This window comes from Sphaerisporangium rufum, assembly GCF_016863395.1.
Lineage (GTDB): Bacteria > Actinomycetota > Actinomycetes > Streptosporangiales > Streptosporangiaceae > Sphaerisporangium > Sphaerisporangium rufum.
Window position 1 is genome coordinate 13,059 of sequence record NZ_BOOU01000062.1, and the last position, 22,289, is coordinate 35,347.

The following is a 22,289-nucleotide window of genomic DNA, read 5'->3' on the forward strand; positions in this document are numbered from 1 at the left end:
GCGGCCGGTACCACCGGGCGGGGGCGACCACGGTGACATCACCGGGCGGCGTCCGGGTGGTGTCCCGGGATCCGCCGCCACCGCGGTGGCGCCGCCCGGTCACCGGGCCGGCATCACAGCGGGCGGCGGAACTGGCGGCTGGTGGAGATCGCGCCGGAGGTGGTCAGCGTGAAGGTGCGCATCGAGTCGGCGAACCTGGACAGGTCCCACTCGGCCGGCCCGTGGTACCAGTACAGGTTGTCGGCCTGCTGCCCGTTGCCGTTCACCGATGCCACCACCCGCGCCCACCGGTCCACGTTGTCGAACACCACGGCGTAGGGCAGGTAGCGGGAGAACAGCTCGACCCGCTGGGCCGCCGGCACGTCGCCGAGCTCGCCGGAGGCCAGATGGTCGCGGAAGCCGAGGGTGTGGGCGAGCGCCGCGGCGCCCTTGGCGGTCTTGGCCGGCATGTACTGCCCGCCGGCGGCCAGCGCCCCGCCGGCGATGATCAGTGCCAGGCCGAGCAGGCCGTAGGTGGTGAACCAGGCGAGCAGCACGGTGGCCAGCACGCCGAGGCCGATGAGCGCGATGCCGATCGTGGTCCACCGGGTGCGCACCGAGTCGGGCCGCCGGGCGAACCAGCCCTGGGCGACCACGTCGCGGTACAGGGCGTCGCGGACCTTGCCCAGCCCGGCGGCGAACGAGCCGTGCAGCTCCGACAGCAGCACCGAGTCGCGGCCGTCGAAGATGGCGCGGTACAGCGCCCGCTCGTAGTCGAGCAGCTCCGCCAGCGGCGCGCCGGGCACCTTGACCAGCAGCCAGTCCGGGGTCTCGTAGGTGGTGCGCTGCTGCTCCTCGATGTGCACGAAGCCGCGGACCGCCAGGTCGACGATGCTGGCGGTGACGTCGATCACGTCGGCCTGCTCGTCGATCAGCGTGCCGATCTGGCCGGGGCGGACGCCGTCGGGCGGGGCGAAGTGGCCGCCGCTCACCCCGGTCACCTGGCCGCTCTCGCTGCCGAGGACCCGGGCGTCCCGGCCGCGCGTCCAGTACAGCAGGCCGACGCCGCCGAGCAGCAGCACCAGCAGGCCGAGCAGCGCGCCGCCGGTGACCGCGTTGACGGTGAAGGCGTTGGCCAGCTCGAAACGGCGCTCCAGGATCGGCCGGCCGCCGGTCGCGCTCTTGGGGAAGCCCGCGACGACGGTCAGCGCCTGGCCGGGGCCGAGCCCCTGCTGCTCGAACTCCGCCCGGGTGCCGCTCTCGTCCATCGAGGCGGCGGTGCAGCCGATGACCGAGGTCAGGTCGCCGGCGAAGCAGGACAGGCTCTGCAGGGGAGCCGGGCCGGTGAGGTGCACCACCGCGTTCTGCACCGGCACCGACCAGCCGTTCACGGCGTACCACCGCAGCTCCTCGCCGCCGCCCACCGGGGTGACCGTGCCGGCCACGTCGTACTCGATCGTGGCACTGCCGTTGCCGGTGAGGGTGATGGTGTCACCGGCCAGCCGGCCGTCGCCCTTGAAGCCGGTGACCCGGTAGAGGCGGTCGTCGGAGTCGTCGTGGCGGGTGCGGGTGAGCAGGGTGCGCCGGACGTCACCGGTGTAGGTGATCTGTTCCTTGACGTGCAGCACGCCGCCGCGGCGCAGCTCCAGGGTGAGGTCGGTCCGGCTCACGGCGCCGGCCGCTGCCGCACCCGAGCCGTTCGCCGGACGGGCGCTCGCCGCCCCGGCCGCCGCGGCGGCCGGGGCGGCGACAAGGGCGGCCAGCGCGAGGGCCACCGCGGGCACGAGTCGACGGGGGAGATCCACCATGGCCCGTCAGCCTAGCGGCCCGTACCCGGCCCTCGTGGTTCGACCGGCGGTTCCCGCGAACGGTTCAATCATCCTTGAAAGGTGCTCAGGTCGATCTCCGCCGTACGAGACCTCCTCGAATCGGCGAGCCGGTGCGTGTCCCAGGAGCGATCACTTGATCGGCCTTCTGGATCGCCGCCGCCGAGGGCGGCAAGGTCAGCGGGAGGGAGGGCCGGCTCTGGCGGCGAGGTGGGCCTGCAGTTCGGCGTGCCGGAACTGGTAGAAGGGGCCCACGGCCCGCAGGACGCCCAGCCGGTGCAGGTCGTGCAGGAACGGCATCAGGCGCAGCGGCAGCCGGCCCGCGGGCGCGAGGTGCAGCAGGGCGATGGTGGATTTCAGCCAGGTGTGCTGGCGCTTGTTCACCAGGCCGAACGCTATGCCGAAGACGATGCCCATGCCCGCGTCCACCGACGCGGACGGGTTCGTCGGCACGAGGTCGGCCTCGTTCATGAAGTCGACGGCGAAGCCGACGGCCGCCCCCAGCAGCAGCGCGTTCATCAGCTGCAGGCCGACCAGGCCCCGGTTGACCCGCCAGGTGGACCGCGGGGTGACCGCGGCGGTGAACGGCGGGAGGTGGTCCTCGTCGGCGCGGCCGGGTTTCCGGTTCTGCCGCCGCCAGACCCGTACGGTCACCCAGCCGACGCCGAGCGCCGACATCAGGCCGGCCACGCCCATCTTCCAGCCGTACTCCAGCGCGTAGTACACCGCACCCGGCAGCCCGAGGCCGGCGGGCAGCAGGATGAGGATCATCCACATGTCGGATCTCAGGCCGCGGCTGAAGTCCCGCAGCCGCCGCCGGACGCGGAGCGGGGCGAAGTCGGGGGTGCGGGCGGCCTCTACTGCGGACAGGCCGTAGCAGGCGCCGAAGGCCGCGCCGAAGAGCGGCCCGTAGGTCAGCATGGCGGTCAGCGCGGCCGGGAGCGCGAACGCCAGGCCGGTCAGCGCGCCGATCGAGGTACGGATGAGGGCTCGCGGTAATCGGGAGGCGGGCAGCGCCTGGTCGGTCAGCCGCCACCAGGCCAGGTCGTGATCGCCGGATTCGGCGGGCAGGCGGGCCAGCCGGTGCGTCCACGCGGTGACGGCGGCCGGGTCCCAGGCAGCCGGCCGGATCGTGGCGCGGGCCGCCAGCAGCGCGCCGAGGGCGTTGTCCAGCAGGTGGGCGCGCAGCGCCGGCGCGTCGCGGGCGTACTCGCCCGCCAGCGGGGCGGGGTCGACGTCCGGCCGGTCGGCGTAGACGGCCCGGACCAGCCACAACCCCAGAGCGATGGAGGTGACCTCGGCCAGGGCCGGCGCGTCTCCCTCGCGCAGGGCGCGCAACACCCGGGTCCACGCCGGCGAGGGCGCGGGCAACGCGGTGGCCAGGTAGTCGGCCACCGCGTCGCGGGGCAGCGCCTTGGGGGCGATGACGGCGGCGGCCCGGAGCGGGCGCCGGGCGGCGGCGACCGCGTCGCCGTACTCGGTGGTCCGCGAGGTGATGATCAGCTGGTCGCGTGGGCGGAGGGTGGTGGACAGCTTCTCGATGACCTTGGCACGGGCGGGTTCGGGCAGCTCGTCCAGGCCGTCGAGAACGGCCAGGATCGCGCCGCGGTCCGCCAGGACGTCGGCGCCGTCCTGCCGATTGCCCGGGTCGGGCAGGGCGGCGTAGTCGGTGCGCACCCGCCGGGCCACCCAGTCCTGGAACCGGGGGTAGGCCTCGATGTCCCAGTCGGCGGCGGGCAGCAGCACCGGGACCGGGTCGTCGTCAGCCCGCGTTTCGATCAGTCTCAGCATCAGCTGGATGGCCAGGGTGGTCTTGCCGGTCCCCCGGCCGCCGGTGATGACCAGGCGGCGGGGGCGCAGCCTGCGGAAGGCGACGGCGAGCGCGGCGATCTGGTCCGATCGGCCGGACACCGCCGGCTCGCGGTCGATGATCAGGTGCGGGCGATCCATGAGGTCGCTCTTCTGGGTCAGGTGCCAGGAGATCGGGATGGGCGGGTCGCCCACGGAACGCGTCACCACCTCGTCGCTCCACCGCTCCTGCACCAGCCGGGCGAGATCCCGCTTGGTCTCGGTGACGCTCCTGGCGGCGGGGGCGAGCGTCCGGCCGGCCCGCTCGACGATCAGGCCGGCCGCCACCGCCGCGACGATGGTGCCGGCCAGCCAGGGGCCGCTCCACACGCCGTCGTTGAGCACCTGGTTGGCGGCCACCGACACCGCGACCGGCGCCAGCACCATGGACAGCCATAAGAGCCGGGCCCGCGGCCTTCCCTCGCCCACCATGCCGGCCATCGTAATGATCGCGACGGCGACCGGTGACCTCCCGCGAAGCCGGCGCCGCCCGGCCCGGCCGCCGCCGAGCCTGGCACGAGGCCCGACGACCGCCTGGTCTGGAACCCATGAGGCGGCTCGGTTCGGTGCCGGCCTCCTAATAATAAGATCATCTGTATATATTGATCATATGAGACAGATGCAGGAGCCGAGCTTCCTGATTTTGACCGCGCTGGCCGCCGGTCCACAGCATGGATACGGCGTCATTGCCGACGTGGCGCGCATCTCGGACGGCCAGGTCCGCCTGCGCGCCGGCACCTTGTACGCCGCTCTCGACCGGCTTCGGGAGGAAAAGCTGATCACCGAGGATCGGGAGGAGATCGTCGACGGCCGGGTACGCCGCTACTACCGGCTGACCGGTGACGGGGCGGCGCGACTGGCGGCGGAGGCCGAGCGGATGCGCAGGCACGCCACGGCGGCCGCCACGCGCCTGCGGGCGCTCGGTTCGGGAGGGGCGGCATGAGCCCGCTCGAAGCCGCCTACCGTCGCCTCCTCGCCGTTTATCCGCGCGATCACCGGGCGCGGCACGAGGAGGAGATGATCGGCGTGCTGATGGCCGGTGCGCGGCCCGGTCAGCTTCGCCCGCACTTCCTCGATGTGACCGACCTGCTGTGGGGGGCGTCGCGCGTGCACGCCCGCCGGGCTTTCGGGCCGGGTTCGGCGGGTGCCTGGCGCGCGGGCCTGACCGTGGCCATGGCGCTGTGGCCGCTGCTGATGCTGGCCGCCGCGCTGGCGATGACCCTGATGATGGTCGTCGACCTCGTGGCATCCCCGGCGAGCGTCGGCGTCGTTCCGTCGCGAGAACCGATCGTGGCCCTTCTGGGCCTGGTCGAGCCGGTCATCGTCGCGGCCCCACCCGCGCTGGCTGTGCTGCTCGGCCGCCGGTGGATCGCCGTTCTCGGCGCGCTCGCGCTCGCCTGCCACCTGGTGCTCCCCTGGTACGGGTCGGGCGTGGTCGCCCTGTCGCTGGACGGTGTGGCGATCGTGCTGCCGGACTTCCGGCTACCGACCACCGGCTGGTTCTTTACGGCCCAGGTGGTGGCCGCCGTCATCGCCTTCCTGCCCGCCGCGCGCCGGGCGCTCGCGCTGGTTCCCCGGCGAGGGTTCCTGCGGTGGACGCCGCTCGCGCTGGCCGGGCTGATCGCGGGCCATGCCATGGTGCGCCTGGCGGGCGTGATCGACCATCAGATCATCATCTGGAAACCCGTGCCCTGGCTGGTAGTGGTCGGGCTGGCCGCCGGGTTCGCCTGCCGGTCGGCGTCCGGCAGGCGGGCGGCGCTGGTGCTGTTCCTGCCCGCGGCGGCCCTGGGTGATCTAGGGAATCCGCCGTGGACGCCCGCCGTCGTGGTCTTCGCCCAGCTCGGCTGCGCGGTCCTGGCCTTCGCCGCCGCCGTTTCGACGCGGCGCCGCGGCGGCCGCCGGGTGGCCGAGGTCACGCCGGGCCGGTGACGGCCTGCTGGTAGGCACGCGGCGCGTCGACGTCGTCGATGCCGCGGGCAAACGCCGAATGATCCTGACAAATGGCGACAATCTCGGCTATTTGGGGGTGGTGAGACCTAGGCAGCCTGCGGGGGCTGTGTTACAACCTGGTTGATCGCTTCTCACCATCACCAACCCGGGATCGCTACAACCACGGCAACCCCTCGTCCGGTCACGTTCCCGCCGGCGAGCCAGCACCTCCTCTCGAAGCTCCGACCAGGTGACGGCACCACGGAGAGCGCACCCTCCGCTGCCGGCTCCAGCACGCCCTGGCGACGGCGCGGCGTCGCCAGCCTGCCTGAAACCTGGCCACCAGGCCTGCCTGAAGCCTGGGGGACCTGCTCCATGCCCGCATGCCCGGAAACGGGCGTGCCAACGTGCCGCATTTCCCATTGCCCCACTTCGAGGACCTGACGATGCGCATCGCCCCCCGCCCTGTTCGCCCACGCCCGGCACGCCGGGCGAGATCCAGATACGGCCTGCGGCCACTGATCGCCCTGCTGGTCGCGTTCGCCACCGCGCTGTTGGCGCCCGTCCCGGCGGCCGGTGCCCAGGCCGCGGGCACCGCCGCCGCGCCCGCCGCCGCGACGGCCGCGTCCGGAAAGACCGCGTACGGGAAGACCGCGGCCGCCGCGGACCCCGCGTTCGCCGCGCTGGTCTTCTCCAAGACCGCCGGCTTCCGGCACACCTCCATCCCGGCCGGCGTCGCCGCCATCAAGAAGCTCGGCCAGGACAACAACTTCACCGTGGACGCCACCGAGGACGCCGGGGCCTTCACCGAGGCCAACCTGGCCAAGTACGACGTGGTGGTCTTCCTGTCCACCACCGGTGACGTGCTCGACGCCGCCCAGCAGGCGGCCTTCGAGAAGTACATCAAGGACGGCGGCGGGTACGCCGGCGTGCACGCCGCCTCCGACACCGAGTACGACTGGCCGTGGTACGGCGAGCTGGTGGGCGCCTACTTCAAGCAGCACCCCGCGATCCAGCAGGCCACGGTCAAGGTCGAGGACCCGGCGCACCCGTCCACCGCCGGGCTGCCCACCCGCTGGTCGCGCACCGACGAGTGGTACGACTTCCGGGCGAACCCGCGGGGGAACGTCCACGTGCTGACCTCGCTGGACGAGACCTCCTACAGCGGCGGCACCATGGGCGCCGACCACCCGAACAGCTGGTGCCAGAACTACGACGGCGGCCGCTCCTGGTACACCGCGCTCGGCCACACCGACGAGTCCTTCGCCGAGCCGGAGTACCTCAAGATGCTGCTCGGCGGGCTGCGGACCGCCGCCGGGGTGGCGCCGGCCGACTGCACGGCCGGCCTGGACGCCTCCTACGAGAAGGTCACCCTCGACGACAACACCTCCAACCCGATGATGCTGGACATCGCCCCGGACGGCACGGTCGTCTACATCGATCGGCTCGGCGACGTGAAGGCGGTCAAGCGGGACGGCGGCGTGATCACCGCCGGGCACCTGCCGGTCTTCACCGCCAACGAGAGCGGCCTGCTCGGCATCGCGCTGGACCCGGCGTTCGCCACCAACCGGTGGGTCTACCTGTACCACTCGCCGCAGGACAAGGTCGTCGACCGGCTGTCGCGCTTCACCCTGGGCACGGACCTGAAGCTGGACACCGCCAGCGAGAAGGTCGTGCTGGAGGTGCCGGTGCAGCGGGCCGAGTGCTGCCACCACGGCGGCGGCATGGTGTTCGACAAGGCCACCGGTGACCTGTGGCTGGGCAACGGCGACAACACCAACCCGTTCGCCTCCGACGGCTACAGCCCGATCGACGAGCGGTCCGGCCGGTCGTCGTGGGACGCGCAGCGCAGCGCGGCCAACTCCGACGACCTGCGCGGCAAGATCCTGCGCATCCACCCCGAGGCGGACGGCACCTACACCATCCCCGAGGGGAACCTGTTCCCGCCGGGCACGCCGAAGACCCGCCCGGAGATCTACGGCATGGGCTTCCGCAACCCGTTCCGGATCGGCATCGACCCCAAGACGCACAAGCTGCTGGTCGCCGACTACGGGCCGGACGCGGCCACCGCCAACCCGGCGCGCGGCCCGGAGAACACCGTCGAGTGGAACATCCTCAACGCCCCCGGGTTCTACGGCTGGCCGTACTGCGTCGGCAACAACAAGCCCTACGTCGACTACGACTTCGCGACCGCCACCTCCGGGCAGCCGTTCGACTGCGCGGCGCCGAAGAACACCTCGCCCAACAACACCGGCATCACCGACCTGCCCAAGGTGATCCCGGCCACCGTGTACTACCACTACGCCCCCGACCCGGCCTTCCCCGAGCTCGGCGGTGGCGGCGCCCCCATGTCCGGCCCCGCCTACCGGTACGACCCCGAGCTGAAGTCGGACCGCAAGTGGCCCGCGTACTGGGACGGCAAGGTGGTCTTCGGCGAGTGGAACCAGGACAACCTGTACTCCTTCCAGCTCAACGAGGACGGCTCCCAGCTCGTCGACATCAACCCGATGCTCGGCGACATGTCCTTCAAGAAGCCGATGGACATGAAGTTCGGCCCGGACGGCGCCCTCTACATCATCGAGTGGGGTTCGGGGTTCGGCGGTGACAACACCGACTCCGGCGTCTACCGGGTGGACTACATCCAGGGCGACCGGTCGCCGATCGCCAAGGCGACCGCGGACCGGACCTCCGGCCCGGCGCCGCTCACCGTGAAGTTCGACAGCACCGGCTCGACCGACCCGGACGGTACGGCGATCACCCTGGCCTGGGACTTCGACGGGAACGGGACCACCGACTCCACCGAGGCCAAGCCCACCCACACCTACACCGACCACGGCGACTTCACCGCCGTGCTGACCGTGACCGACCAGGACGGCCGGACCGGCACCGCGAGCATCCCGATCACGGTCGGCAACACCGCCCCGACGGTCAAGATCGTGCTGCCGCCGGACGGCGGGCTGTTCGAGTTCGGCGACCAGGTAAAGTACGAGGTCACCGTCACCGATCCCGAGGACGGCACGGTGGACTGCGCCGGCGTCCAGGTGAAGGCCTACCTCGGCCACGACTCCCACAGCCACCCGCTGGACGAGTACACCGGCTGCACCGGCACCGTGCAGACCACGCTGTCGGCCGGGCACGGCGAGGCCGACAACATCTTCTACGTGCTGGAGGCGACCTACACCGACAAGGGCGGCGCCGGGGCGTCCAAGCCGCTGACCGGCCGCGGGCTGGCGATCCTGCAGCCCAAGCGCAAGGAGGCCGAGCACTTCTCGGCCACCGGCCGCGTCTCCGGCGCGGCGGGCACCGGTGACCCCGGCGTCAAGGTGGAGCAGGCGTCCGACCCGCTGGGCGGCGGCAGCGACATCGGCTCCATCGAGGACGGCGACTACTGGACCCACGACCCGATCAACCTGAGCGGGATCGGCGGGCTGAGCTTCCGGGCGGCGTCGGCGAGCACCGGCGGCACGATCGAGGTGCGCGCGGGCGCGGCCGACGGGCCGCTGCTCGGCAAGGCCGAGGTCGGCAATACCGGCGGCTGGCAGTCCTACCAGGACTTCCCGGTCACCCTGGACGACCCGCCGGCGACGAGCGGGCCGCTGTTCTTCGTGGTCCGCCGGCCGGCGGGCAGCGACAACACCGGCGGGCTGCTCAACGTCAACTGGACCGAGTTCGTCGGCAAGGGCGTCACCGTCAACCAGCGGCCGGCGGTCACCGTCACCGCGACCCCGGCGCAGGGGCAGGCGCCGCTGCAGGTCAGCCTGCACGCCGAGGCGACCGACCCGGAGGGCGACACCCCGCTCACCTACAAGTGGAACCTCGGCGTGGCCGGGGCCCCGGCGCCCACCACGCCGGACGCCTCCTACACCTACCAGGTGCCCGGCACCTACACCGCGTCGGTCACCGTGACCGACGCCAAGGGCGCCGCCCGCACCGAGAAGGTCACCATCACGGTGGACAGCCCGGGCACCACCTGCCTGAGCGGCCGGTCCGACGGCTTCGACGGCACCACGCTGGACCGCTCGCGGTGGAGCGTGCTGCGGGAGAACCAGGACCTGCGGATCGAGGGCGGCGCGCTGCACCTGCCGACCAGCGCCACCGACATCTACGGCACCGGCAACGCCACGCCCATCACCAACATGGTGCTGCAGCCCGCCCCCGAGGGCGCCTGGCAGGCCACCGCCAAGGTGACGGCGCCGGTCCGGGACGCCTACCAGCAGGCGGGCCTGATCCTGTACGGCGACGACGACAACTACGCCAAGATGGTCATCGAGGCACGCGGCACCAACGACGCGGCCGCGCGCATCTTCCAGTACGTCCGGGAGGAGGCCGGCGCGCCGAACGAGGTGTCGGACTCCAACACCGCCAACCTCGGCGCGAGCTTCCCCGACACCGCCTACGTCCGGCTGGCCAGCGACGGCACCGACCTGACCGCGTCCTACTCGGCCGACGGGGTCACCTGGACCCAGATGCCGCAGAAGGACAAGAAGATCGCGGGCATCACCAACCCGCGCATCGGCCTGGCCGCCTTCGCCTCCACCGGGAACCGGCCGGTGGTGGACGCGGCGTTCGACTGGTTCCAGATCACGCCGGACGACACCGCGGGCCCGGTGCCGCCGGACGACGAGTTCGACGGCGACCGGCTGGACGGCTGCCGGTGGACCACGATCGTCCGCCCGGACGCGGCGGCGACCCGGGTGACCGGCGGCAACCTGGAGATCGACACCAGCAAGGGCGACATCTACGGCTCGGGTAACAGCGGGCCGAAGAACTTCATCCTGCAGAGCCCGCCGGCCGGCGACTGGACCATCGAGACCAAGGTCGACGCCTCGGCGTTCGACGAGGCCTACCAGCAGGCCGGGCTGATCGTTTACGGCGGCGACGCCGACTACGTGAAGCTCGACTACATCGCCGAGGGGTCGACCCGCCGGCTGGAGTTGCGCAGCGAGGTCGGGGACGTGGTCCAGGACCCGCAGCCGCAGGTCACCGGCATCACCGACGGCGTGTGGTGGCTGCGGCTGACCCGGACCGGGAGCACCTACCACGGGTTCTCCTCCGCCGACGGCGAGACCTGGACCGAGATCGGCTCCGGGGTGATCAACCAGGCGCTGGGCGGGGCCAAGGCGGGACTGTTCGCCTTCGGCGTCGACCAGGCGGCGTCCAAGACGGCCAAGTTCGACTTCTTCCACGCCTCATGGGGAGAGACGGCCGACACCACGCCGCCCACCGTCTCGGCGAAGACCACCCCGTCCGCCCCGGACGGGGCGGGCGGCTGGTTCGTCTCCAGCGTGGCGGTCGCGGTGACCGCGGCCGACGAGGGTTCCGGGCTGGCCTCGACCGAGGTCAGCGTGGACGGCGGCCCGTGGACGCCGTACACCGACCCGGTGACCGTCGCCAATGACGGCGTGCACACGGTCGCCTACCGGGCCACCGACAAGGCGGGCAACAGCGCCGACGGCACCGTGGAGGTGAAGAAGGACGCCACCGCGCCGCTGACCACGGCGCAGTTCGCGCCCGCCAACGACGACGGCTGGCACGGCGCCACCGTCCCGGTCACCCTCGCGGCCGCGGACGGCGCCTCCGGGGTGGCCGGCGTCGAGTACTCGCTGGACGGCGGCGACTGGAAGGCGTACACCGAGCCGGTGAACGTCTCCGGGGACGGCGACCACACGCTGCGCTACCGGGCCAAGGACAAGGCCGGCAACGTGGAGGCCGAGAAGGCCGCGGCCCTGAAGATCGACGGGACCCGGCCGACCGTCCTGGTGTCCGGCATCTCCGACGGCCAGATCTACGGCGACAGCCAGGACCTGCGCATCACCTGGCAGGCCGTGGACAGCACGTCGGGGGTGAAGACGCTGACCGGCACGCTGGACGGCGCCGGCTACTCCGGCCGGCTCCAGGCGCTGTACGAGCTGGCGCTCGGCACCCACGCGCTGTCGGTGACCGCCACCGACCACGCGGGCAACACCACCACCCAGCAGGTCACGTTCGGGGTCACCACCTCGACCCGCGACCTGGCCAAGCTGATCGACCGGTTCGTCGCGACGAGCATGCTCGGCCAGGCGAGCGGGAACCGGCTGCAGGCGCAGCTCACCAAGGTCCGGAAGGCGGAGGCGAACGGCAACGACACCAAGACGATCAAGGAGTTGCGGGCCTTCCGCACCCTGGCCACCGACCCGACGGTGGTCCCGGTGGCCGAGGTCCGGGACGTGCTGGCCCGCGACACCGACAAGCTGATCGCCCAGCTCAGCGGCCCGGTGGCGAACCGGAAGACGAAGGACTGACCCGGTCCGCCCGCACGGGGACGCCCGGCGTTCCCGTGCGGCGCGGTCCATGACGCGGTGCGTCCGGTGCCGAGGAGGCCGGGCGGGCCGGCGCGACGCCGACCTGCCCGGCCTCCGGCGTTCCGCTCAGCTCACCAGGGGCCGTACGGGCCGTTGTTGCCACCGCCGCCGCCCTTGCCGATCTCGCCCACCGCGGGCTTCACGTCGGCCAGGTAGATGCCGGCGCCGATCACCGAGGCGATGGTGAAGATGCTGAGCACCGAGAGGTACTGCACCGCGGTGGCGAAGGTGAACAGGCTGGCCAGCCCGAGGATCAGCAGCCACAGTTTCTTCGACAGCTTGCCCGCCACGGCGAAGGCGCGCGCCGGCGTCCGGAGGGCGTGCACCAGCGCCCAGGCGCACAGCGCGAACGCGCCGATGGCGAGCAGCCAGAAGATGAGATCCAGGAATCCGTGAATCTGGAACATCGTCTCTCCAGGGGTGACGGGGCCGGCCGGGGTTCAGCCTAGCCGGGGAACGGCGCCGGGGGGCCGGCGGACGGCCGCTCCTACGCACAACGCGCGCGGCCCGTCCCCGGTTCCGGGAACGGGCCGCGTGATGCGCCGGCCGAACCGGCCCGCGCGGCGGGCCGGCGGGCCGTCAGGACTTGGCGCGGGTGCCGGTGGTCTTGCGGGTCTGGGCCGGCCGGGTCTGGGTCGGCCGCGTCTGGGTCGTGCGGCTGGCGATCGCCGGCTCGGCGGTGGTGGAGACCTCCTCCAGCTCCAGCGCGGCCTCGCCGGTCACCCGGCTGACGACCTTGCGCCCGCGGTTGGCGAACTCGTCGTAGAGCCCGGCCGCCCGGGAGCCGATCGTGTCGGCGTACTCCTTGGCCCGCTCCGGCAGCTCCTTGGCCACGGCCTCGGCCCGCACCTGCAGGGTGCCGGCGTACTTGCGGGCCACGGACGGCAGGTCTCGGGCCGCGGTGCGGACCTCCGGCCGGCGGGCCTGCAGGCGCTGCAGCTGCTCGGGCAGCTCGCGGAGCTTCTCGACCGCGAAGTCGCCGGCGCCGGCGACCGCGTAGAACGGCTTGGACTCGGCGAGCTTCTTGACCTCGTCGTTGATGGGCATGGGTTAACCTTCCTTGGGTTCCGGTTGACTGCGCTCGTCCGCCACGGAGGTGGCAGCCTCCTGGGCGACCGCGTCGGCTTCGTCGGTCTCCGGCCAGGGCCGGGCGTCCGCTGCGGCGGGCTCCGTCCCGGCCGGAGCCGCGGCGCGGTTCTCCTTGCGGAAAGACTCGTAGATATCGATCAGCACCTGCCGCTGGCGCTCGGTGAGCGAGCGGTCGGCGCGGACCGCGGCCAGCACGTCGCTGTCCGGCTCGCGGTCGTCGATCAGACCCGCCTGCACGTAGAGCGCCTGCGACGAGATGCGCAGACCTTTGGCTATCTGGTTCAGGATCTCCGCGCTCGGCTTGCGCAACCCGCGCTCGATCTGGCTCAGGTAGGGGTTGGACACCCCCGCCTGGCTGGCGAGCTGGCGAAGCGAGATCTTCGCCTGCTTCCGCTGGTCGCGGATGTACTCGCCGATCGAACCGACCTTCGGCAGTTCCATGCCTCCATTGTGCCGCGCCGTGCTTGCAATTGCAAACACATCCGCTAGCGGGAGCAAGCGGCGGTCAGCCCGGATAGATCCACAGCAGCGGCCCGGAGACCGACAGCAGCATCGAGAAGGTGACCAGGCCGTACCGGCACCGCCGGGGGAGCGCCGGGCCGGGCCGGACCAGCCGGTCCACCCGGGCCATCACCTGCGCGCCGGCCGCGCCGAGCGCGCCGCTCGGCGCGGGCAACTGCCCGGCCGCCCCGAACCGCAGCAGCGCGGTCGCCAGCCGGCGGGGGCAGCAGTAGCGGCGGGCCCGGTCGTCGGCGGCCATCTCGATCAGCAGCGCGACCGAGGAATGCGCGTCGCGCACCACCCCGACCCAGGGCAGCAGCCACCTCAGCGCGGTGAACGGCAGCAGCACCAGGTCGTGCCGCTCGCGGACGTGCGCGGCCTCGTGGGCCAGCACCGCCTTGAGTTCGTCCGCGCTCAGCAGCGACAGGGTGCCGGCGCTCACCACCACGTCCGACGACATGATGCCGGGCAGGCAGTACGCCGCCGCGCCCGGGTGGTCGACCACCCGCACCCCCGGCACGCCCGGATCCTCGCGGGAGATCAGCGCCAGCAGCGCGCGGTGCCGCCGCCGGGCGCGCACCGTCCGCGCGGTGGCCACCAGCAGCACGCTGACCAGCACCGCCAGCAGCATCAGGCCCGCGGCCAGGGCCAGCGCCCGCGGCAGGTCGGCCAGGGTGAAGGGGCCGTGGCCGAACGAGACGACCGCGTCGGCGAAGGCGCCCAGGCCGTACACCACGCCGCCGCCGTAGGGCGCGAGCGCGAACGCCAGCAGCGCCCCGACGCTGGCCAGGCCCCAGGTGACGCCGAGCGACTGCCAGAAGAAGATGGCCGCCCGCGGTGCCCGCCACGGCCATCTGGCGAGCGACAGCCGCCACGCGCCCACCGCGCACGCCGTGGCGAGCGCGGCCAGGACAGCGGCCATGATCACTCTTCTTCCAGCTCCGTGAGTGCTTTACGCAGGATTTCGGCTTCGGTGCCGGAGACCGTCTGGGCGAACCGGGTGAGCGCCGCCGACCGGTCGCCGGTCATGTCGAGTGCTTCCAGCATAAGCTCGGCGACGTACGCGTCGCGGCTCGCACCGGGTTCGTAGCGCCAGGCGCGCCCGTCGCGGGTGCGGTTGAGAAAGCCCTTGCGGGTGAGGCGGTCCAGCACGGTCATGACCGTGGTCGGCGCGAGATCGCGGTCGGCCATCAGCCGGCCGACCTCCCGGGCGGTCAGCGGCCCGTCATGCGCCCAGAGGATGTCCATGATGCTGCGTTCAAGCTCGCCGAGACCCTTCACGTCCCAAGCCTACCTCGGGTAGTACTACGTCGTGTAGAGGTGGGTCGGCGCGCCGGGGGTGAGACGCGTCACCCGGGCCCGGCCGGCCGGGCCCGGGGTGCGGATCAGGGCACCACCACGATGTTGCCATCGCCGTTACCGGCGCCGTCGCCGCCGCCGTCGGGGCGGGGCTTCTTGACCGGCGCGCATCCGCCGCCGCAGCCGCCGAACCGCTCGGTGTCCAGCGGCTCGAACTCGGTGGCCGGCACGCCGCGCAACGCCGCGATCATGGTGTCCCGCCAGATCGGGCCGGGGATCGAGGCACCGAACACCGACCCGTACCGCTGGCCTCCGATGACGATGTTGTTGAGCTTGTGCGCGATGGCACCCCGCGGGTCGCCGATGCTGACCGCGCCGGCCAGGTCGGGGGTGAAGCCGGCGAACCAGGCGGAGGCCTGATCGTCGGTGGTGCCGGTCTTGCCCGCCGCGTCCCGGCCGGGCAGGCCGCCCACCGGGCGCATGGTGCCCTTGGTGAACACCCCGGACAGCACGTGCGCGGCGGCGTCGGCGACCGCGGGATCCACCGCCTGGCGGCACTGCGGCCGGTACCGGGTGACCACGCCGTTCCGGTCGGTGATCTGGGTGATCGCCATCGGCGCGCAGTACTTGCCGCGCGCGCCGAGCGCCGCGTAGGCGTTGGCGACCGTCACCGGGTCCATCTCGTTGGTGCCGAGCGTGAAGGTCTCGAACTCGACCAGCGGCTTGCCGTCCGCCCGGTGGATGCCGAGCGACTTGGCGGTCTGCACCACATCGCACAGCCCGACCCTGCGCTCCAGCTCCATGAAGAACGTGTTCACCGAGCCCCAGGTGCCGGTCTGCAGCGTCTTGAACCCGGGCGAGCCCTCGTCGTTGGTCACCGTGTGATTGATGTCGCCGATGGGCTGGCCCTTGCAGTTCTTGAAGTCGGCGTAGCCGGACGCCCGGAAGCCGGCGCCCGCGGTCAGGCCCTGGTTGACCTTCCACCCCTTCTTCAGCGCGGTGACCAGCGTGAAGGTCTTGAACGTGGACCCGGCCTGGAACCCGCCGAGCCCGCCGTGCGCGCTGTCGGCGACGATGTTGTACGACATCTGGTTGCGCCTCTTGGAGACGCCGAAGTCGCGGCTGGCCGCCATGGCCCTGATAGCGCCGGTGCCCGGCTGCACCAGGGCCTCGGCCGCGACCGGAGCATCGGAGGCGAACACCCGCTTGCGAATGGCCCGCTCGGCCGCCGCCTGCATCCGCGGCTCGATCGTGGTCTTGATGGTCAGCCCGCCCCGGTACAGCAGGTTCCGCCGGGCCTTGGCCGACTTCCCGAACGCCGGGTTGCTCAGGATCTCGTTGCGCACGTAGCTGCAGAAGTACGGGTAGCGGGCGGTGGCGCACTCGCCCGGCAGCGGGGTCCCCTTGTACCCGAGCTTGGTGGCCTTGGCCTCGGCCGCCTGCTGCGGGGTGATCTTCCCGAGCTCGGCCATCCGGTTGAGCACCACGTTGCGCCGCTCCAGCAGGCGCTGGCGGTACTTCTTGCCGAGGTTCGGGTCGGTGCGGTTGGGATCCTGCACCGCGCCGGCCAGCGTCGCGGCCTGCGCCAGGGTCAGCTCGGCGGCCGGCACGCCGAAGAACCGCTTGGCCGCCGCCTCGACCCCGTTGGCGCTCGCCCCGAAGTAGGCGATGTTCAGGTACTTCTCCAGGATCTCGTCCTTGGTGTACTTCTGCTCGACGCCCATCGCGAACCGCAGCTCGTTCAGCTTGCGCGCGTAGCTGGTCTCCAGGGCCTTCTCCTTGCCCTGCTCGGTGGCGGCCGAGTTGAGCAGGACCTGCTTGACGTACTGCTGGGTGATGCTGGACCCGCCCTGGCTCACCCCGCCGGACTTGAGGTTGCTGGCCAGCGCGCGCAGCGTGCCCTCCGGGTCGATCGCGCCGTGCTCGTAGAACCGGAAGTCCTCGATCGCGATGATCGCCTGCTTCATCACGCCGGCGACCTTCGCCAGCGGCACGACCTCGCGGTACTCCTCGTAGAACTGCGCCATCGGCCGGCCCCGCGCGTCCAGCACGGTGCTCTTCTCGGCCAGCGGCGGCTCCACCAGATCCACCGGCTTGATGTTCAGCTCGTCGGACGCACCGACCACGATCGCGCCGGCGCCGCCGACGGCCGGCAGCGCCAGCCCGGCGACCAGCACGCCGGCCGCCAGCGCCGCGGCGATCAACCGCCCGAGGTTGGAGTGCAGCGCGCGGTGCACCGGCGAGGCGTCCCGGCCGGGGGTACGGCGCGTCTCGTCCGCCTGGTCACGTCCGCCTTCGTCGAAAATGGTCATCGGTCGCTCCGGGGGTACTTCGAGCTGATCACCGGGATATTCTCCCGCAAGCCGGGTACGGACGCGTCCCGCCGGACGGACCGGCGGCAGCCGGACGCGCGCGAGGAAAGAGCCGCCGCATGGAGATTACGCTGGTCCAGGGGGACATCACCGAGCAACGGGTGGACGCCGTGGTCAACGCGGCGAACTCGTCGCTGCTGGGCGGCGGCGGGGTGGACGGCGCCATCCACCGGCGCGGCGGGCCGGAGATCCTGGCCGAGTGCCGGGCGCTGCGCGCCGACCGGTACGCCGGCGGGCTGCCGGCCGGCCAGGCGGTCGCGACCACGGCCGGACGGCTGCCCGCCCGCTGGGTGATCCACACCGTCGGCCCGGTGTACGCGAAGTCCGAGGACCGCTCGCACCTGCTGACCTCCTGTTACGCCGAGTCACTCAAGGTCGCCGACTCGCTGGCCGCCCGGGTGGTCGCCTTCCCCGCGGTGTCGGCCGGGGTGTACGGCTGGCCGATGGACGACGCGGCGCGCATCGCGCTGGCCACCGTGCGCGCGGCCGGCACCCGGGTGACCGAGGCGCGCTTTGTGCTGTTCGGCGCGGAGGCGTATCGCGTCTTCTCCGACGTGCTGGCCCGCCTCGACGGGTAGTACGGCCGGCGCCGGCCGGGCGTTCCCTGCCCGAGGCGGGCGGTCCGCGGCGGAAGGTTCCCTGCCCGAGATGGGCGGTCCGCGGCGGAAGGTGGTCAGGCCGTCGCGTCGCGCGCGCGGGCCGGCGGTCCGGCCGGGGCGAGCGCGGACCAAGGCAGGGTGACCTCGCCGAGCCGCCAGCGGCGCCGGCCGCCGAGCGGCGGGACGGCGGCGACCGGCCAGCTGCCGGCCAGCAGTTCGACCGCGGCCGTCCAGCGCGGGCGCGCCCCGTAGGCGCCGTAGGGCGCGCACACCTGCCAGGCGTGGTCGAAGTCCCGCAGGAAGGCGTGCACGCGCTCGCCGGGCACGTTGCGGTGGATCAGCGTCTTGGGCAGCCGTTCGGCCAGCGCCGACGGCCGGTCGAACCCGGCGAGCCGGGCGGCGAGCGTCACTGTGCGCGGCCCTCGCGCGTCCAGCGCCACCCAGCAGGCGCGGTGCCCGATCTCCGAGCAGGTGCCCTCCACGATCACCCCGCCCGGGGCCAGCCGGGAGCGCAGCAGGTCCCAGGCGGCCCACGCCTCGCTCTCGCCGTACTGGCGGAGCACGTTGAAGGCACGGACGATCACCGGTGGCCGGTCCACCGGCAGCTCGAAGCCGCCGCGTGCGAAGGTGAGCCCCGGGCGCTCGTGCGGCCGGGCCGCGGCGACCCGGGCCGGGTCGATCTCCAGGCCGACCACCTCCACGTCGGGACGCACCCGGCGCAGCCGCCGGAACAGCTCCGAGGTGGTGACGTGCGACGCCCCGTACCCGAGGTCGACCACCAGCGGCCGGTCCGCGGCGACCAGCAGCGGCCGGTAGACCGCCGCCGTCCACCGGTCGCAGCGGCGCAGCCGGTTGTGGCCGGTGGTGCCCCTGGTGATCTCGCCGACCGGCCGGCCGGGCCGCCGCCGCGGCCCGGCGGTCACGTTCCGGAGATCCGGTGCACCTTGTGCTGCGCCGCCTGGGCGCGGGGGCGGATCACCAGGCGGTCGATGTTGACGTGCGCCGGCCGGGTGACGCACCAGGCGATGGCGTCGGCGATGTCGTCGGCGGTCAGCGGGTCCGGCACCCCCGCGTAGACCTGCTCGGCGCGGGCGGCGTCGCCGCGGAACCGGGTGAGGGCGAACTCGTCGGTGCGCACCATGCCGGGCGCGATCTCGACCACCCGTACCGGCTCGCCGCACAGTTCCAGGCGCAGCGTCTGCGTCATGGCGCTCTGCGCGTGCTTGGCCGCGCTGTACCCGCCGCCGCCCTCGTAGTTGACGAAGGCGGCGGTGGAGGTGAGCATCAGCAGCACCCCGTCGCCGGATTCGATCAGCCGGGGGAGCAGTGCCCGGGTCACCCGCAGCGAGCCGAGCACGTTCACCTCGAACATCTGCCGCCAGTCGTCGGTCGCCGCGTCGGCGACCGGCTCCGCGCCGAAGGCGCCGCCGGCGTTGTTGACCAGCACGTCGCACCGGTCCACCGCGGCGGCGAACTCGGCGACCGAATCGTCGGAGGTGACGTCCAGGATCACCGGGCGGATCGCCGGGACCTCGGCCGCCAGCCGCTCCAGGCGATCATGACGGCGGGCCGCGGCCACGACGTCGAAGCCCTCGGCCGCCAGGCGGCGCGCGGTGGCCTCGCCGATGCCGCTGCTCGCTCCGGTGACCACCGCTGTCCTGTGCATGTGCCGCCCCTCTGGTTCGCCGCTTTCGGGTACTCCGCCGGTAATCCTGCCAGGGCGGCCGTGGGACCATCACCGTGGGGCCTTTTCAACCTTTGTCGGGGAATCTCACGAAGTATGGGTCGGTTGTATCCCGTCTGGAGGTGGTGTCACGTGCCGCGGATCCCGGTCACCCACCGGATCAACCGGGTGGCGACCATCAGCATGCACACGTCCCCGCTCGACCAGCCGGGCACCGGCGACGCGGGCGGCATGAACGTCTACATCGTCGAGGCGGCCAGGCGGCTGGCCCGATACGGCGTCGAGGTCGACATCTTCACCCGGCAGACGGCCCGCGATCTCCCGCCCACGGTAGAGATCGAACCCGGGGTGACCGTCCGGCACGTCACCGCCGGCCCCTACGAGGAACTGGACAAGGGCGATCTGCCCGCCCAGGTCTGCGAATTCCTGTCCGGCGTGCTGCGCACCGAGGCCGGCTACGAGCCCGGGCACTACGACGTGATCCACTCGCACTACTGGCTGTCCGGCCAGGTCGGCTGGCCGGCCCGGGAACGCTGGGGCGTCCCCCTGGTGCACAGCATGCACACCATGGCCAAGGTCAAGAACCTGCTGCTCGCCCGCGACGACCGGCCCGAACCCGTCGCCCGGGTGCTCGGCGAGCAGCAGGTCGTCGAGGCCGCCGACCGCCTGGTGGCCAACACCACCGCCGAGGCCGCCGAACTGGTGGATCTCTACCACGCCCCCGCCGACCGGGTCGCCGTCGTGAACCCCGGCGTCAACCTGCAGGTCTTCCGCCCCGGTGACCGCCGCGCCGCCCGCCGGGCGCTCGGCCTGCCGCCGGACGCCCACGTCATGCTCTTCGTCGGCCGCGTCCAGCCGCTCAAGGGACCGGACGTGCTGCTGCGCGCCACCGCCGCCATGCTCGCCGCCGACCCGGCGCTGCGCTCCCGGCTGGTCGTCGCGTTCGTCGGCGGGCCGAGCGGCAACGGCCGCGCCCGGCCCGCCCACCTGGCCGAACTGGCCGACGGGCTCGGCATCGCCGACGTCGTCCGGCTGCTGCCGCCCGCCCCGCAACCGGAGCTGGCCGAGTGGTACCGGGCCGCCGACGTCACCGTCGTCCCCTCCTACAACGAGTCCTTCGGCCTGGTGGCCCTGGAGTCCCAGGCCTGCGGCACCCCGGTGGCCGCCGCGTCGGTGGGCGGGCTGCGCACCGCCGTCCGGGACGGCGTCTCCGGCGTCCTGGTCGACGGGCACCGGCCCGAGACCTGGGCCGCCGTGCTGCGCACCCTGGCCGACCGGCCCCGCCGGCGCGCCGCGCTGGCCGCCGGGGCCAGGGACCACGCCACCGCCTTCGGCTGGCACGCCACCGCCGCCCGCCTGCTGGAGGTGTACGCCGAGGCCCGCGCCGCGCTGTGCCGCGTCCCGGTGTGCGCCAACCCGTGACAGCCGGGGCAAGTCCCCGCGAAAAGCCCGGACCGGCGGTGAAGCCGCGCCAGACGGGTAGGAAGGCCAGGTGCGTACGCCCATGGATCACGAGACGGTCATCGAGTCCGCGCTGAAGGCCGCGGAGATTTCCTACGAACGCCCCAAGCCCGGCGCCTTCCTGGTCAAGCTGCCCGGCCACCACAAGCTGCAGACCATGACCTGGCTCAGCCTGTCGGATCAGGCGCTGCACGTGGAGGCGTTCTTCTGCCGGCAGCCCGACGAGAACCACGCGGAGTTCTACCGCTGGCTGCTGACCAAGAACGGCGCCATGTACGGCGTCCACTTCGCGCTGGACGACGTGGGCGACGTCCACCTGGTCGGCCGGCTGCCGCTCGACGCGATCAGCGAGGCGGAGATCGACCGGCTGCTCGGCTGCGTGCTTACCTACGCCGACGAGTGGTTCGACCGCGCGCTGGAACTGGGGTTCGCCACCTCCATCCGCCGCGAGTGGGAATGGCGCGTCAAGCGCGGCGAGTCCCTGGCCAACCTGCGCGCCTTCGAGTCGTTCATCAACCGGACCGGCCCCACCGGCTGACCCGCCGAGACCCTAAGCTTGGCCGCATGGCTACTTTGGTGCTATTGCGGCATGGCGAGAGCGAGTGGAACGCGAAAGGCCTGTTCACCGGCTGGGTCGACGTCACACTCTCGCCCGCGGGCGAACAGGAGGCCCGGCGCGGCGGCCGGCTCCTGGTCGAGTCCGGCGTGCTCCCCGACGTCCTGCACACCTCGGTGCTGAGCCGGGCGATCCAGACCGCCGAACTGGCCCTGGGCGCCGCCGACCTGCGATGGCTGCCGGTCTCCCGCTCCTGGCGGCTCAACGAGCGCCACTACGGCGCGCTGCAGGGCAAGAACAAGGCCCAGACCCGCGAGGAGTTCGGCGACGAGCAGTTCACCCTGTGGCGCCGCTCCTACGACGTGCCGCCGCCGCCGCTGCCCGACGACGACGAGTTCTCCCAGGCCGGCGATCGGCGGTACGCCACCCTGCCGCCCGAGCTGCTGCCCCGGACCGAGTGCCTGAAGGACGTCGTGCAGCGGATGCTGCCCTACTGGTACGACCGGGTCGTGCCCGATCTCGCCGCCGGCCGCACCACCCTGGTGGTGGCGCACGGGAACTCGCTGCGCGCCCTGGTCAAGCACCTGGACGGCGTCGGCGACGAGGCCATCGCCAAGCTGAACATCCCGACCGGCATCCCGCTGCGCTACGAGCTCGACGACGAGTTCCGGCCGGTGAAGCCGGGCGGCGAGTACCTCGACCCGGAGGCCGCCAAGGCCGCCATCGAAGCAGTGGCCAACCAGGGGCGCTGACCTTCGCAGATCTTCCCGACCGGCCCCGCGTCCTCCGACCGGCCCCGCGCCGC

General features: G+C 72.7%; 17 protein-coding genes. 7 read left to right on the forward strand and 10 right to left on the reverse strand.

Translation table 11 applies throughout. The features are described from left to right. Positions 1-113: 113 nt before the first annotated feature. Both Sru01_RS23260 and Sru01_RS23265 read right to left on the reverse strand, forming a co-directional pair. Positions 114-1,787 (reverse strand): DUF2207 domain-containing protein, encoded by a 1,674-nt coding sequence (locus Sru01_RS23260; RefSeq protein WP_203989822.1) that lies wholly within the window; start codon positions 1,785-1,787, stop codon positions 114-116. Between the two features lie 195 nt (positions 1,788-1,982). Next, positions 1,983-4,085 carry an NACHT domain-containing protein gene (locus Sru01_RS23265; RefSeq protein WP_203989823.1) on the reverse strand — a complete coding sequence of 701 codons (2,103 nt, stop codon included), beginning with the start codon at positions 4,083-4,085 and terminating at the stop codon, positions 1,983-1,985. A gap of 187 nt (positions 4,086-4,272) precedes the next feature. On the opposite strand from Sru01_RS23265, the gene Sru01_RS23270 reads away from it, so the two are divergent. The 3 genes from Sru01_RS23270 (at position 4,273) to Sru01_RS23280 (ending at position 11,863) form a co-directional block, all read left to right on the forward strand. Then, positions 4,273-4,596 carry a PadR family transcriptional regulator gene (locus Sru01_RS23270; protein WP_203989824.1) on the forward strand — a complete coding sequence of 108 codons (324 nt, stop codon included), beginning with the start codon at positions 4,273-4,275 and terminating at the stop codon, positions 4,594-4,596. After that, a complete protein-coding gene (locus Sru01_RS23275; RefSeq protein ID WP_203989826.1) occupies positions 4,593-5,582 on the forward strand; it encodes a hypothetical protein in 990 nt (329 codons plus the stop codon). Before Sru01_RS23270 ends, Sru01_RS23275 begins: the two co-directional genes overlap by 4 nt. 446 nt (positions 5,583-6,028) lie before the next feature. Then, complete coding sequence (locus Sru01_RS23280; RefSeq protein WP_203989827.1) at positions 6,029-11,863, forward strand: ThuA domain-containing protein; 5,835 nt, start codon at positions 6,029-6,031, stop codon at positions 11,861-11,863. 131 nt (positions 11,864-11,994) lie between these two features. On the opposite strand, the gene Sru01_RS23285 is transcribed toward Sru01_RS23280, so the two are convergent. The 6 genes from Sru01_RS23285 to Sru01_RS23310 all read right to left on the reverse strand — a co-directional run bounded on the left by Sru01_RS23285 (position 11,995) and on the right by Sru01_RS23310 (position 17,124). Continuing rightward, positions 11,995-12,330: a DUF2516 family protein gene (locus Sru01_RS23285; protein WP_203989828.1), complete on the reverse strand. Its 336-nt coding sequence runs from the start codon at positions 12,328-12,330 to the stop codon at positions 11,995-11,997. Positions 12,331-12,502: 172 nt separating this feature from the next. After that, a complete protein-coding gene (locus Sru01_RS23290) occupies positions 12,503-12,970 on the reverse strand; it encodes a hypothetical protein (RefSeq protein ID WP_203989829.1) in 468 nt (155 codons plus the stop codon). Positions 12,971-12,973: 3 nt separating this feature from the next. Continuing rightward, positions 12,974-13,453, reverse strand: coding sequence for a helix-turn-helix domain-containing protein (locus Sru01_RS23295; protein WP_203989830.1), 480 nt, complete (start codon positions 13,451-13,453; stop codon positions 12,974-12,976). Between the two features lie 64 nt (positions 13,454-13,517). Further along, positions 13,518-14,435: a M56 family metallopeptidase gene (locus Sru01_RS23300; RefSeq protein ID WP_239137672.1), complete on the reverse strand. Its 918-nt coding sequence runs from the start codon at positions 14,433-14,435 to the stop codon at positions 13,518-13,520. A 2-nt stretch (positions 14,436-14,437) separates the two neighbouring features. Then, positions 14,438-14,794: a BlaI/MecI/CopY family transcriptional regulator gene (locus tag Sru01_RS23305; protein ID WP_203989832.1), complete on the reverse strand. Its 357-nt coding sequence runs from the start codon at positions 14,792-14,794 to the stop codon at positions 14,438-14,440. Between the two features lie 104 nt (positions 14,795-14,898). After that, the gene (locus Sru01_RS23310; RefSeq protein WP_203989833.1) at positions 14,899-17,124 is read right to left on the reverse strand and encodes a transglycosylase domain-containing protein; all 2,226 of its coding nucleotides are present in this window, start codon (positions 17,122-17,124) and stop codon (positions 14,899-14,901) included. Positions 17,125-17,243: 119 nt separating this feature from the next. On the opposite strand from Sru01_RS23310, the gene Sru01_RS23315 reads away from it, so the two are divergent. Beyond that, the gene (locus tag Sru01_RS23315) at positions 17,244-17,762 is read left to right on the forward strand and encodes an O-acetyl-ADP-ribose deacetylase (RefSeq protein WP_203989835.1); all 519 of its coding nucleotides are present in this window, start codon (positions 17,244-17,246) and stop codon (positions 17,760-17,762) included. A 95-nt stretch (positions 17,763-17,857) separates the two neighbouring features. Here Sru01_RS23315 and Sru01_RS23320 read toward each other — a convergent pair whose 3' ends face one another. Further along, positions 17,858-18,706 (reverse strand): class I SAM-dependent methyltransferase, encoded by an 849-nt coding sequence (locus tag Sru01_RS23320; RefSeq protein ID WP_239137673.1) that lies wholly within the window; start codon positions 18,704-18,706, stop codon positions 17,858-17,860. After that, positions 18,703-19,449, reverse strand: a complete 747-nt coding sequence (locus Sru01_RS23325) for an SDR family oxidoreductase (protein WP_203989837.1) — start codon at positions 19,447-19,449, stop codon at positions 18,703-18,705. The genes Sru01_RS23320 and Sru01_RS23325 overlap by 4 nt, the downstream gene beginning before the upstream one ends. 150 nt (positions 19,450-19,599) lie before the next feature. Between Sru01_RS23325 and mshA the strand changes: the two genes are divergently transcribed. The 3 genes from mshA (at position 19,600) to Sru01_RS23340 (ending at position 22,236) form a co-directional block, all read left to right on the forward strand. Beyond that, entirely contained in the window at positions 19,600-20,889 is a 1,290-nt protein-coding gene (gene mshA / locus Sru01_RS23330; protein ID WP_275412205.1) for a D-inositol-3-phosphate glycosyltransferase, read from the forward strand. A gap of 82 nt (positions 20,890-20,971) precedes the next feature. Continuing rightward, complete coding sequence (locus Sru01_RS23335; RefSeq protein WP_203989841.1) at positions 20,972-21,466, forward strand: type III secretion system chaperone family protein; 495 nt, start codon at positions 20,972-20,974, stop codon at positions 21,464-21,466. 26 nt (positions 21,467-21,492) lie between these two features. Further along, positions 21,493-22,236, forward strand: coding sequence for a phosphoglyceromutase (locus Sru01_RS23340; protein ID WP_203989843.1), 744 nt, complete (start codon positions 21,493-21,495; stop codon positions 22,234-22,236). The last annotated feature ends 53 nt before the right edge of the window (positions 22,237-22,289 follow it).